Annotated in this window: 9 protein-coding genes; 2 read left to right on the plus strand and 7 right to left on the minus strand. The window is 71.0% G+C overall.

All coding sequences use genetic code 11. The annotated features are described in order from the left end of the window. Nucleotides 1-348 precede the first annotated feature (348 nt). From ACFWV2_RS01700 to ACFWV2_RS01720, 5 genes are all read right to left on the minus strand, one after another. Nucleotides 349-1,287, minus strand: a complete 939-nt coding sequence (locus tag ACFWV2_RS01700; RefSeq protein WP_384400060.1) for an alpha/beta fold hydrolase — start codon at nt 1,285-1,287, stop codon at nt 349-351. Beyond that, nucleotides 1,284-1,781 carry a phage holin family protein gene (locus tag ACFWV2_RS01705; RefSeq protein ID WP_384400063.1) on the minus strand — a complete coding sequence of 166 codons (498 nt, stop codon included), beginning with the start codon at nt 1,779-1,781 and terminating at the stop codon, nt 1,284-1,286. Before ACFWV2_RS01705 ends, ACFWV2_RS01700 begins: the two co-directional genes overlap by 4 nt. Before the next feature lie 36 nt (nt 1,782-1,817). Beyond that, complete coding sequence (nhaA, locus tag ACFWV2_RS01710; protein ID WP_384400066.1) at nt 1,818-3,254, minus strand: Na+/H+ antiporter NhaA; 1,437 nt, start codon at nt 3,252-3,254, stop codon at nt 1,818-1,820. 236 nt (nt 3,255-3,490) lie between these two features. Then, nucleotides 3,491-5,446 carry an acetate--CoA ligase gene (acs, locus tag ACFWV2_RS01715; RefSeq protein WP_384400069.1) on the minus strand — a complete coding sequence of 652 codons (1,956 nt, stop codon included), beginning with the start codon at nt 5,444-5,446 and terminating at the stop codon, nt 3,491-3,493. Between the two features lie 205 nt (nt 5,447-5,651). After that, complete coding sequence (locus ACFWV2_RS01720; RefSeq protein WP_384400072.1) at nt 5,652-8,057, minus strand: SulP family inorganic anion transporter; 2,406 nt, start codon at nt 8,055-8,057, stop codon at nt 5,652-5,654. Between the two features lie 350 nt (nt 8,058-8,407). Between ACFWV2_RS01720 and ACFWV2_RS01725 the strand changes: the two genes are divergently transcribed. Beyond that, a complete protein-coding gene (locus ACFWV2_RS01725) occupies nt 8,408-9,709 on the plus strand; it encodes a hypothetical protein (protein WP_384400075.1) in 1,302 nt (433 codons plus the stop codon). Here ACFWV2_RS01725 and ACFWV2_RS01730 read toward each other — a convergent pair. Further along, nucleotides 9,687-10,673 (minus strand): ATP-binding protein, encoded by a 987-nt coding sequence (locus ACFWV2_RS01730; RefSeq protein WP_384400078.1) that lies wholly within the window; start codon nt 10,671-10,673, stop codon nt 9,687-9,689. The two genes, ACFWV2_RS01725 and ACFWV2_RS01730, sit on opposite strands and share 23 nt — an antisense overlap. Before the next feature lie 102 nt (nt 10,674-10,775). Here ACFWV2_RS01730 and ACFWV2_RS01735 point away from each other — a divergent pair, with 102 nt between their 5' ends. Beyond that, the gene (locus ACFWV2_RS01735) at nt 10,776-11,594 is read left to right on the plus strand and encodes an oxidoreductase (protein WP_384400081.1); all 819 of its coding nucleotides are present in this window, start codon (nt 10,776-10,778) and stop codon (nt 11,592-11,594) included. Nucleotides 11,595-12,087: 493 nt separating this feature from the next. Here the strand turns inward: ACFWV2_RS01735 and ACFWV2_RS01740 are convergent, their stop codons facing one another. Further along, nucleotides 12,088-12,954, minus strand: coding sequence for an HAD family hydrolase (locus ACFWV2_RS01740; protein ID WP_384400084.1), 867 nt, complete (start codon nt 12,952-12,954; stop codon nt 12,088-12,090). Nucleotides 12,955-13,319: the final 365 nt, after the last annotated feature.

Below are 13,319 nucleotides of genomic sequence, written 5' to 3' on the forward strand. Positions count from 1 at the left end.
TGCCCTCTCAGGGGGTGACGCGGGGGTGCCGGAGGCGGGCCGAGACCCAGCGGGCCCGGCGACGCAGAATGAGCGAGATGCCCACCTCCTGCATGCCTGACATCCCCACCTCCTGCACGGCGTGCGAGCCGCCGGAGTCCGGCGGGCCACCCCCCTCGCGGGGGCCCGGCCCAGCGGCCGAGCGGCGGTTGCGTGCTGTCGTGTCAGCGAAGTCGTGCGTCCAGCCCATACTCCGACGTGTGCCCGTGGCCCAAGGTCGGTAACCACCTGGGGGGCCGCCAATCGGAGTATGCGCGAGGCACATGGCCGTTCGGGGAATGTCTGTACCCCCCCGGAACGGAGGGACCGTCAGCGGTCGGGCTCGGGGTCCTTCAGCCAGTTGACGAGCTCCGTCGAGAAGGCCACCGGGTCCTCCTCGTGCGGGAAGTGACCGAGACCGTCGAACAACCGCCAGCGGTACGGCGCTTCCACGTACTCGCCCGATCCCGCAGCGCTCCGGGTCCGCATCACCGGGTCCAGGGAGCCGTGCAGATGGAGCGTCGGCACCCGCACCGGCCGCTTCATCCGCCGGTTGAACTGGACGCCGTCCGGGCGCGCGAGGGAGCGGACCATCCAGCGGTACGGCTCGATCGAGCAGTGCGCCGTCGACGGGACCAGCATCGCCCGCCGGTACACCTCGACGGCCTCGTCGTCCGAGGCGGGCCGGGGCTGCGGCCCCGACCAGTCCCGGATCAGCTCCCCCACGAGTGCGGCGTCGTCCGCGACGAGCTGACGCTCCGGCAGCCACGGCCGCTGGAAGCCCCACACGTGCGAGCCGGCCCGCGACTGGGCGAAGTCGGAGAGCATCGCCGAGCGCCAGCGGCGCGGATGCGGCATCGAGGAGACCACGAGCCGGCGCACCAGCTTGGGCCGCATCACGGCCGCCGTCCAGGCCAGGTACCCGCCGAGGTCGTGCCCGACGAGCGCCGCGTCCGGCTCGCCGAGGGAGCGGATGACACCGGTGATGTCGAGGGCGAGGTTGGCGGGGTCGTAACCCCTGGGCGTGCGGTCGCTGCCGCCGACGCCGCGCAGGTCCATCGCGACGGCCCGGAAACCGGCCTCCGCGAGGACGGGCAGCTGATGGCGCCAGGTCCACCAGAACTGCGGGAAGCCGTGCAGGAGCAGCACCAGCGGGCCGTCGCCCATCTCGGCGATGTGGAAGCGGGCGCCGTTGGCCGCGACGTCGCGATGGGTCCACGGCCCGTCGAGCCGTACGGGCCCGCCGTTGCTGCTCTCGGGGAGGGTCATACGGACGAGCGTGCCACAGCGGAGGGCCTGCCCAGCGCCTTGTCGAGCGCCTTGTCGTACTCGGGGCGCGGGTGCGGCTTGACGTTCTGCATGATCGCCGCCGTCTGCTTGGCGGACGCGATGCTCTTCTCCGGCGGCTTGACCTTCTTGAACTTGGCGACGGCGATCGCCCCGAGGAGGCCGGCGACCAGCACGTTGAAGGCGAAGGACAGCAGGAAGCACCAGACGAGGTTCCAGCCCCCGTGGCCGTTGTGCCCGCCGGTCCAGGTGTTGATGGCGTACGCGAGGGCGAAGCTCAGCATCGGCAGCGAGAACAGCAGCACCACGAGGGCGCCGATTCCCAGGATGCTGCCGAGCGCTCCGCGCTTGACGTCCTGTCGGAGTTCGGCCTTGGCCAGGGCGATCTCATCGTGCACCAGCGCGGACATCTCGGCTGTCGCCGAGGCGACCAGCTGGCCGAGGCTGCGCTCGGTTCCGTCGAACGGGTCGCTCATCGGTGCTCCCTCTTGTCTTCTGCGGTCCGACTCAGATCATGCCGGACGGTCGGCCTCGTCGCGCGGTGCCCCCGCCGCTCGGGCGAGGTCCCGGTGCTCGGCGGCCTTCCGTTCGTGGATCGCGGCCATGCGGAGGTGGTACTCCGGGTCGCCCTCCTCGTAGATGTCGGGGATGCCGTCCTCGTCCTCGTCGCGGTTCTCCGCATCGTAGATGGCCTGGTACTTGCGGACCCGCAGCTTCAGCAGGACGGAGGCGAGGACGGCCGCGATCAGTGAGCCGACGAGGACGGACGCCTTGATCTCGTCGGTGAGGGCGGCGTCCCCGACGAAGGCGAGTTCGCCGATGAGGAGCGAGACGGTGAAGCCGATGCCGGCGAGGGAGGCGACGGCGAACACGTCGGGCCAGGCCAGGTCCGGGTTGAGTTCGGCCTTGGTGAAGCGGGCGGCGAGCCACGTGCCGCCGAAGATGCCGAGGGCCTTGCCGACGACGAGGCCGAGGACCACGCCGAGGGTGACCGGCTGGGTGAAGACGTCGTGGATCGCGCCGCCGGAGACGCTCACGCCGGCGGAGAAGAGCGCGAACAGGGGGACGGCGAGGCCGGCCGAGAGCGGGCGTACGAGGTGCTCGATGTGTTCGCCGGGGGAGTGCCGCTCGCCGTCGCGGGTGGTGCAGCGCAGCATCAGGCCCATGGCCACGCCGGCGACGGTGGCGTGGACTCCGCTGTTGTACATCAGGGCCCAGACGACCAGGGCGAGCGGCACGTACACGTACCAGCCGCGTACGCCCTTGCGGAGCAGCAGCCAGAAGAGGGCGAGTCCGGCGAAGGCGCCGCCGAGCGCGGCGAAGTTCAGGTCATGGGTGAAGAAGACCGCGATGATCAGGATCGCGAAGAGGTCGTCGACGACGGCGAGGGTGAGCAGGAAGGCGCGCAACGCGGACGGCAGGGAGGTGCCGATGACGGCGAGGACGGCGAGTGCGAAGGCGATGTCGGTGGCGGTGGGGACGGCCCAGCCGTCCATCCGGCCGCCGCCGACGGCGTTGACCAGGACGTAGACGAGGGCGGGCGCGGCCATGCCGCAGAGGGCGGCGATGACGGGGAGCGCGGCGGCCCTGGGGTCGCGCAGCTCGCCCGCGACGAGCTCGCGCTTGAGCTCGATGCCTGCCACGAAGAAGAAGATCGCGAGGAGGCCGTCGGCGGCCCAGTGCTGGATCGACAGGTCGAGACCGAGGGCGGCCGGGCCGAGGTGGAAGTCGCTGACGGACTCGTAGCTGGCGCTGACCGGGGTGTTGGCCCAGACGAGGGCGGCGACGGCGGCGACGAGGAGCAGGACGCCGCCGACGGTCTCGGTGCGCAGGGCGTCGGTGAGGTAGCGCCGCTCGGGCAGGGAGAGACGGCCGAGGAACTTACGGTCGGTCGGTGAGGGCGGGGCCACGGGGGGATCCTCCGGTCGGGTGGGCAGCGTGGAACACATTGCCGACCAGACTTCCCGGCGCACCTGGGTCTTCCTGTCGCGTCACTGACGCGATTCTTACTCTATCCATAGAGCGCGTGGTCCCGTCGAGCGTGTGTACCCATGGAGCGTGGGTGGCGTCCGGCGAGATTCACTCTAGAAACTATTGTCCGTTTCGTCCCGTCGGGAAGCGTGGAACGGGGACGCCCGCCCCCACTGGCTCGGGGCGGGCGTTCGCGTCGTACGGGCGCCGGGGCTCAGCCCTCGCTGGAGGCTGCCGGCAGCTGGGTCTGGATGAGCGACATGACCGAGGAGTCGGTCAGTGTGGTGACGTCACCGAGTTCCCGGTTCTCGGCGACGTCGCGCAGCAGTCGGCGCATGATCTTGCCGGAGCGGGTCTTCGGCAGTTCCGCCACCGGCAGGACCCGCTTGGGCTTGGCGATCGGGCCGAGGGTCGCGCCGACGTGGTTGCGCAGCTCGGCGACCAGACCGGCGTCCTCGCTCGCGCTGCCGCGCAGGATGACGAAGGCGACGATCGCCTGGCCGGTGGTCTCGTCGGCGGCGCCGACGACGGCCGCCTCGGCCACCGAGGGGTGGGAGACGAGGGCCGACTCGACCTCGGTGGTCGAGATGTTGTGCCCGGAGACGAGCATGACGTCGTCGACCCGGCCGAGCAGCCAGATGTCGCCGTCCTCGTCCTTCTTGGCTCCGTCCCCGGCGAAGTACCTGCCCTCGAAGCGGGACCAGTACGTGTCGATGTAGCGCTGGTCGTCGCCCCAGATGGTGCGGAGCATCGACGGCCACGGCTCGGTGAGGACGAGGTAGCCGCCGCCCCCGTTCGGGACCTCGTTGGCCTCGTCGTCGACGACGGTCGCGGCGATGCCGGGCAGCGGGCGCTGGGCCGAGCCCGGCTTGGTCTCGGTGACGCCCGGCAGCGGCGAGATCATCATCGCGCCGGTCTCGGTCTGCCACCAGGTGTCCACGATCGGGGTCCTGCCGGCGCCGATGTGCTCGCGGTACCAGACCCAGGCCTCGGGGTTGATGGGCTCGCCGACCGAGCCGAGGACCCGGAGGCTGGACAGGTCGAACTTGGCGGGGATGTCGTCTCCCCACTTCATGAACGTGCGGATCGCGGTCGGCGCCGTGTAGAGGATCGTGACGCCGTACTTCTGCACGATCTCCCAGAACCGGCCCTGGTGCGGGGTGTCCGGGGTGCCCTCGTACATGACCTGCGTCGCGCCGTTGGCCAGGGGGCCGTAGACGATGTAGGAGTGCCCGGTGACCCAGCCGATGTCGGCGGTGCACCAGTAGACGTCGGTCTCGGGCTTCAGGTCGAAGACGGCGTGATGGGTGTACGCGGCCTGGGTGAGGTAGCCGCCGGAGGTGTGCAGGATGCCCTTCGGCTTCCCCGTGGTGCCCGAGGTGTAGAGGATGAAGAGCGGGTGCTCCGCCTCGAAGGCCTCCGGGGTGTGCTCGGCGGACTGGCGGGCGACGATGTCGTCCCACCACACGTCGCGGCCCTCGGTGAAGGCGGTGTCCTGGCCCGTGCGGCGGACCACGAGGACGTGCTCGACCTGCGGGCACTTGGCGACGGCCTCGTCGATGGCGGGCTTCAGCGCGCTCGGCTTGCCCCGGCGGTAGCCGCCGTCGGCGGTGACGACCAGCTTGGCGTCGGCGTCCTGGATACGGCTCGCCACGGCGTCGGCCGAGAAGCCGCCGAAGACCACCGAGTGGGCGGCGCCGACGCGGGCGCAGGCCAGCATCGTGACGGCGGCCTCGGGGATCATCGGCAGGTAGACCGCGACCCGGTCGCCCTTGCGGACACCCAGTTCGGTCAGGGCGTTGGCGGCCCTGGAGACCTCGTCCTTGAGCTCGGCGTAGGTGATCGCGCGGCTGTCGCCCGGCTCGCCCTCGAAGTGGATGGCGACCCGGTCGCCGTGGCCGGCCTCGACGTGCCGGTCGACGCAGTTGTACGCCACGTTCAGCTCGCCGTCCGCGAACCACTTGGCGAACGGCGGGTTCGACCAGTCGAGGGTCTCGGTCGGCTCGGTGGCCCAGGTCAGACGCTTGGCCTGCTCGGCCCAGAAGCCCAGCCTGTCCGCCTTGGCCTGCTCGTACGCCTCCGCCGTCACGTTGGCGTGCGCGGCCAGCTCGGCGGGCGGCGAAAATCGACGCTCTTCCCGAAGCAGATTGGCCAGGCTTTCGTTGCTCACGACATCTCCCTTTCCCAGGGCGTCCGCTGTGCGTATGTGTCCCGCGTCCTAGCTCATCAGTCAGATGCCCGGGTGACAAGAGTCTCCGGACAATTGGTTTAGACCTGTTGGGCGAGTGGGGACGGGGGCCCCTTCGTCCCGGGCGGTGTTCCCGAGCGGTGGGAGAAGGGGCCACACAGTCTCACGGACGACGGAGACGGAAGGTTCAGGACGCGCGAGCCGGCTCCCGCGGTCCCGTCGGCATGACCTGGGTGAACACGTCGTCGTAGCTGTGCACCTCGTCCGCCCCGGCCAGCAGGTACGCCTGCGCCTCGCCCACGTGGAAGTACATGCCGTGCAGCGTGAGCGTGCCCTCCGCGAGCCGCCGCGCCACCGGCTCGTACGCCCGCAGGTGCTCCAGCTGCTGGACCACGTTGGTCAGGCAGAGCTGCTCGACCGCGTCCGCCGGGAGCCGTCCGGAGATCCGGGCCCAGGCGTGTCTCCGGCTCGCCATCCGCTCCAGGCTGGGCCGCCCGTGACGCAGCCAGCGGCGGAGCGGGGTCGGCGGGTCGTCGGGACCGCCGCTCAGAAGGGCCTGCATCGCGCCGCAGCCGGAGTGACCGCAGACGGTGATCGAATCGACCCGCAGCACCTCCACCGCGTACTCGATCGCCGCGGCCACCGAGTCGTCACCGCTCTCCTCACCGGGGAGCGGGACGAGATTGCCCACGTTGCGCACGGTGAACAGGTCACCGGGGCCGCTCGAAGTGATCATGCTGGTGACCAGGCGGGAGTCGGCGCAGGTCAGGAACAGCTGCGAGGGGCGCTGGCCCTCCCGGGCGAGCCGCGCGAGCTCGTCCCGTACCAGCGGGGCCGTGTTCCGCTGGAACTTGCCGATGCCGCTCGCCAGATGCAACCCGGGCGAACGCCGGGACGCGGCGGCCTCCGTGGCCTCGGCGGGTCCGCCGGGCCCGGCGGACCCGGCGGTCCGTTCGGCCGGCTGCTCCCCGCACTGGTGGTTGTGCCACGGCGTCCAGGGACGGCAGCAGGCGTGCGCGGCGGAGGCCGAGGCGGTGTCGGCGGTGGGCGTCGGATCGGTGATCCGGACACCGGAGGGGCCGGTCATCTCGACCGTACCGCCGTGGGCGACGTGCCCCGACGACCAGTCGCTCAGGGTCTCGTACGCCGCGTGGTCCATGAAGGAGCCGTCCAGCTCGACCACCACGTCGGAACCGTGGGGCAGCTGGTGCAGGGCGCGGCTCAGCCGGGGGACGGCGAGGAACGTCAACTGGCCCCGGACGTGGAGCAGGTGGCGCCCGTCCCGCTCCTCGCGGGTGATCCGGGTGCGGGCCAGCCGGTGCAGGGAGACCGAGATGGCCACGGCGATGCCGAGGGCGACGCCCTCCAGGATGCCGACGAGGACCACACCGGACAGCGTCACCACGTAGACGACGACCTCGCGGTGCCGGGTGACCGTACGGATGTGGGTGATGCTGACCATCTGGATGCCGACCACCATGACCAGGGCGGCGAGCGCGGGCAGCGGGATCAGGTCGATCACGGGGACGAGCAGCAGGGCCGCGAGCACGATCCACAGGCCGTGCAGCATCGTGGAGGCGCGGCTCACCGCACCCGCCGACACGTTGGCGACGCTGCGGACCGCCACCCCGGCGACCGGCAGTCCGCCGAGCGCCCCCGAGACCATGTTGGCAGCGCCCTGACCGGCGAGTTCGCGATCGAGGACCGAACGCGGCACGCCCCGGCCACCGTCCGGGCGGGCGGCGACCAGCTTGTCGACCGCGACGGCGGAGAGCAGCGACTGCACGCTCGTGACCAGGGTGATCGTCAGTACCGCGGCCGCGATGCCGAGCACCGGGCCCTCGGGCATCCCGGGCAGCGCGTGGCTGCTCCAGGACGGCAGGTCGACCCGGGGCACGGCGAGCCCGGCGAACGTCGCCGCCGCCGTCGCCCCGGCCACCCCGACGAGTGCGGCCGGCACCTTCCGTACGAGCTGCCCGGCGCGGCCCGGCAGCCGGGGCCAGCACAGCAGCACGGCCACCGTGAGGGCGCTGATGGCGAGCCCCGCCCCGTGGATGTCGGCCAACTGGGCCGGGAGGCCGAGCACGTTGTCGACGGCGGAGCTCTGCGGAGTCCCGCCGAGCACGATGTGGAGCTGGGCGAGCGCGATGGTCGCGCCGATGCCGGCCACCATGCCGTGCACGATCGCGGGCGACACGGCGAGCGCCGAGCGGGCCACCCGGAGCGCGGAGAGGCCGAGTTGCGCCAGACCGGCGAGCACGGTGACGGCGCAGGTGGTGCGCCAGCCGTAGAGCTGGATGATCTCGGCCGTCACGACGGTGAGGCCGGCGGCGGGTCCGCTCACCTGGAGCGGGGAGCCGCCGAAGCGGCCGGCCACCAGGCCGCCGACGGCGGCGGCGACCAGACCGGACTGGAGCGGGGCTCCGGTGGCGAGCGCGATGCCGAGCGAGAGGGGCAGCGCGATCAGGAAGACGGCGACCGAGGCGGAGAGGTCGGCGCCGGCGATACGGAAGCGGCGGGGCCCCTCCGGCGGGCTGTGGGGCCGCTGGACTGGGGGCCGGGTGGTGGTGCGGGCGGGGGTGCAGAGGGTCATTCCCGTCTCCTCCGGGGCAGCGCGGTCGCGGTTCGTGCGAGGACGAACATGGGGGCTCGCGGCCGTGGGTCACGGCGTGCAGCGGCGGGATCCGAGCGGGGTCCCCGCCTGGACGAGGATCAACGCTCGGTAAATGGATCGTAATGGAGAGTAAAGTCTCCGGCATTATTTTCGGGGCAAACAGGGCAATGATTCACCGATTCCGGTGAAGGGCGAACGCTTTGCCGCTTGTCGTTTCATCTTTCCGGCCGTGGCGGTGCGACGTTGACGCGGCCCGTACGGAAGCTCGCCGGGCAGCTCGTACGGAAGCTCGCACGCAATCTCGCACGGAACCGAGGAGAGGTGGGCGGATGACAGCCGCCGGGAGAAGGACCTTTGCCCAGAGGAAGACGCTCGCAGCCGGCGCCCTCGCCGTCGCCCTGATCACCGGCCTCGCCGGCTGCTCGGGCTCCGACGACGCCGCCACGAAGGGCACGCAGGGAGGCGCGGGCACCAAGAAGGGACCGGCCGCCGCCCCGCCGAACACGGTCCGCCTGATCGGCGACGGCTCCACGGCCTTCACCGGAGCCCAGCCCCACCAGCCGGTCTGGCAGCGCCTCAAGCCGGGCGAGACCCCGCCGCAGTTCGTCGTCTTCTCCTGGGACGGCGCCGGCGAGGACAGCCAGAAGCTCTTCTCGCACTTCCGCTCCGTGGGCAGGAAGTACGACGCCACCATGACGTACTTCCTCAGCGGGGTGTACCTGCTGCCGGAGGAGAAGCGGAAGCTGTACGACCCGCCGCAGCACAGCCCCGGGCGGTCCGACATCGGTTTCAACGACACCGAGGGCATCCGCGCCACCGTCCGCGAACTGCGTGCGGCGTGGCAGGAGGGCAACGAGATCGGCACCCACTTCAACGGTCACTTCTGCGGGAAGGAGGGGGGCGTCGGCAACTGGTCGGTCGAGGAGTGGAAGAGCGAGATCAACCAGGCCAAGTCCTTCGTCAAGAACTGGAAGACCAACGCGGGCCTGCGCGCGGAGCAGCCGCTGCCGTTCGACTACGACAAGGAACTCGTCGGCGCCCGCACCCCCTGCCTCGAAGGCCGGAAGAACTTCGTCCGGGCGGCGGCGCAGATGGGCTTCCGCTACGACACGAGCGGCGTGAACGACCAGATCTGGCCCGAGAAGGACCTGGGCCTGTGGGACCTGTCGATGCACCTCGTGCCCGTCCCCGGTCGCGCCTTCCAGACGCTGGCCATGGACTACAACTTCCTCGTCAACCAGTCACCCGGCACCACCCAGGGCGACCCGTCCCAGCACCGGTACTGGGGCGACCAGATGCGGGACGGCCTGGTGGAGGCCTTCGAGCGCTCCTACCGGGGCAACCGGGCGCCGGTCATCATCGGCAACCACTTCGAGTCCTGGAACGGCGGCACGTACATGCGGGCCATCGAGGAGACCATCGCCACGGTGTGTGTGCAGAAGGACGTCAAGTGCGTGTCCTTCCGCCAGCTCGCCGACTGGCTCGACGCCCAGGACCCCGACGTCATCGCCAAGATGCGCACCCTGAAGGTCGGTGAGGCGCCGCCGGGCGGCTGGAAGGCCTTCCTCGCCCCCCAGCCGGCGGCCCCCGCGGCCCCGCCCGCTCCCGCTAAGCAGGCTGCACGGCACTGAGGTCCTCGGTCAGCACGAACCCGGGGTCGACCTGCGCCGCGAGGTCGGCCCCGGTCTTGGCGTTGCCCCAGCTCTCCGCGTTGCGCAGGTGGAAGTGGACCATCTGGCGGGTGTAGCGCTCCCAGTCGCGATCGGCGTACGAGTCGTCCGCCGCGTCCTGGAGGGCCTGGAGGGACATCCGGTTCTCCGCCTCCAGGAGCTCGAAGCGGGGCGGGCGGCCCTTCTCCATCGCGCGGACCCAGTCCGAGTGGCCCACCGTCACGAGCAGGTCGTCGCCTACCTCCGCCCGCAGGAAGTCGAGGTCGTCCTCCCCCTGCACCTTGTTGCCGACGACCTTGAGCGCGACGCCGAAGTCCCGGGCGTACTCCTTGTACTGGCGGTAGACCGAGACGCCCTTGCGGGTCGGCTCGGCGACCAGGAACGTCATGTCGAAGCGGGTGAAGAGGCCGGAGGCGAACGAGTCCGAGCCCGCCGTCATGTCGACGACCACGTACTCGTCGGCGCCGTCGACCATGTGGTTGAGGCAGAGCTCCACCGCGCCGACCTTCGAGTGGTAGCAGGAGACCCCGAGGTCCGACTCCGTGAAGGAGCCGGTCGCCATCAGACGGATCTCGCCGTCGTCGAGCATGACCGGCCGGGCGCAGGCCTCGTACACCGGGTTCTCCTCGCGGACCCGCAGCAGCCGCGAACCCTCCCCGGGCGGCGTCGTCTTGATCATCGTGTCGGCGGAGACGATCCGCTGGTTGCTGCCCCGCAGGTACTCCTTGATGAGCGGCAGATGCGCCCCCATCGCGGGGAGCGCGGCGGCCTCCGGTTCGGGCAGGCCGAGCGCGACCCCCAGGTGCTGGTTGATGTCGGCGTCGACGGCGACGACCGGGGCTTCGTTGGCGGCGAGGTGGCGGATGAAGAGCGAGGACAGCGTGGTCTTGCCGCTGCCGCCCTTCCCCACGAAAGCGATCTTCATGTTCACCTAGCGTAGTGGCATGAGCGCCGCGCGTGGTCGAGGTGCGTGAAGAAGACCACTCCAACGTGGGGCGGAGGGCGGGGGCGCGTAGCCTCCCTACTTATGAGTACGCACGCCTCTGACCCCTTGGCCGCCCTCGGCTCCCTGCCGGGCGTCGCCGACGCGGTGGACTCCGTACGCAAGGCCGTCGACCGGGTCTACGGCCACCGCGTGATGCGCCGCCGCAGCAACGAGATCTCGTCCGAGGCGGCCCTGCGCGGCGCCCGCGGCTCCGCCGCCCTGTCCGGCGCCGACTGGGCCCTGGAAGAGGTCCGACGGCGCACCGACTTCGGAGCCGACCCCGAGGCCCGCACGGTCGGCGCCGCCCTGCGGCTCGGCTCCGAGGCGGGACAGCTGCTCTCCATCTGGCGCCAGTCGCCGCTGCGGGTGCTCGCCCGGCTCCACCTGGTCGCCGCGGGCGAGCCGGGTGAGTCGGTGGGACGGCCCCGACTGGACGGCGAGACGGTCGATGAGCCGCTGATCGCGGCTCCGGCGCCGTCCCCCTCCGAGGTCGCGGGGCGACTCGACGGCCTCGCCGAGTTGATCGTCGCGGGCGGCGAGGCCCCCGCGCTGGTGACGGCGGCCGTGGTGCACGGTGAACTGCTCGCGCTGCGGCCGTTCACCTCGTGCAACGGTCTGGTGGCGCGGGCGGCCGAGCGGATCGTCCTCGTCGGCAGCGGTCTCGACCCCAAGGCGATCTGTCCGGCCGAGGTCGGCCACGCCGAGCAGGGCCGGGACGCGTACCTGGCCGCGTTCGAGGGGTACCTGTCGGGGACGCCGGACGGCGTCGGCGGCTGGATCGCCCACTGCGGCCGCTCGGTCGAGCTGGGAGTCCGGGAGTCGACCGCCGTCTGCGAGGCGCTCCAGCGCGGCGCGGCCTGACGGAGGTTCGTCCGGGGCGAGGGGGCGGTCCCGCTAGGGCCGGTCGGGGCGCACGGTGGGCCCGCGACGGCCGGTCCGGGCACAGGGGCGGACCCGCGACGGCCGGTCCGGGCGTAGGGGTGATCCCGGGGGCGCGGGTCTGTCGAAGGGTCGTCCCGCGGGCCAGTCCGGGCGGGAAGGGTTTCGCGAGGACCGTCCGGGCGAAGGGTTGCGGCGGTACCAAGTTCTGGTACCGCCGCTGGCACGTCCACCCAGTTACCAAGCGTCCTCGATATGTGCCCATCAGGCCGGGAACTTTGCCCGTGGCCTGGTGCGGCTGGCCCGTAATCGACGGGTCGACGTCGCGTGGGTGCCCGGTTTCCGTGCTAGGTCCGTGGGGCCTTCATGCTCAACAGGTGATCCTCTCGGATGTCCTTGGTCTCGCGGGCCTGATTCCTTTCTACTCCTCTCGGAGTAGAAGCGAAAGTGCTGGCTCCACTTCTCTGCTCACTGCTCACATTCGGGCAAAGTCATCCGCCACCCGATGAGCGAGGGCGGCCTGTCGACGCCGGGACGCGTACCAGACGAGTCCCGCGCCCACGGCGGCCGCACCGACGGCCGCCGCCGCGACGAGCGTGGGCCGTGGCGGCATCCGGAACTCGGGCAGTCGCTGCTTGAGCCGTACCGGCTTCTCGAAGGCGAGAACCGGCCAGGCGCGCGCCGCGGCCTCCCGGCGCAGCGTCCGGTCGGGATTGACCGCGTGCGGGTGACCTACGGCCTCCAGCATGGGGATGTCGGTCCCCGAGTCGCTGTAGGCGTAGCAGCGCGAGAGGTCGTAGCCCTCCGACTCCGCCAGCTCCCGCACCGCGTCGGCCTTCGTCGGCCCGTAGGCGTAGTACTCCACCTCACCGGTGAAGCAGCCGTCCTCGCCGACCACCATGCGGGTGGCGACGACCCGGTCGGCCCCGAGCATCTCGCCGATCGGTTCGACCACCTCGGCGCCGGAGGTCGAGACGATCACGACGTCGCGGCCGGCGGCGTGATGCTCCTCGATGAGGGAGGCCGCCTCGTCGTAGATGATCGGGTCGATCAGGTCGTGAAGGGTCTCGGCGACGAGCTCCTTCACCTGGGCGACGTTCCAGCCTTTGCAGAGCGCGGAAAGATATTCGCGCATCCGCTCCATCTGGTCGTGATCGGCTCCACCCGCCAGGAAGACGAACTGGATGTAGGCCGTCCGCAGGGCGGCGCGGCGGCTGATCAGTCCGCCACGGTAGAAGGACTTGCTGAAGGTGAGCGTCGAGGACTTCGCAATGACCGTCTTGTCCAGGTCAAAGAAGGCGGCTGTGCGCGGCAAGGAGTGGTTTTCCACAAGGCTGAGCATAGGTGCCCGCCATTCGGCGTACGCTGGGGCGCGTGGGTTTGCCTGAGAAGGCTCTCGGGTACACCATGGAAGTCACGGATCGTTCGCGACCGTGCTAACCCGGCCCGGCTCCTCCCCCCCCGAGTCGGCCGGAAAGACGACCCCCGCTCTCCCCCCCGGCGGGGGTCGTCGCATGTCCGGAGCCGTTTCGGCGCCGTGTGACATCGTCTGCTCCCTTCCCTCCGGCCATCGCCGCGATTCGGTCCCTACGCGAGTGGACCCCTGATTCATCACCCACAGTAACCGGCGGGCTGCGTTCCGGGCAGTCCCTGGACGGATGACGAAGTTATTCACAGGCCTTGGGATATCCCCAGTTTTTCGACGAG

This window comes from Streptomyces sp. NPDC058671, assembly GCF_042716475.1.
Lineage (GTDB): Bacteria > Actinomycetota > Actinomycetes > Streptomycetales > Streptomycetaceae > Streptomyces.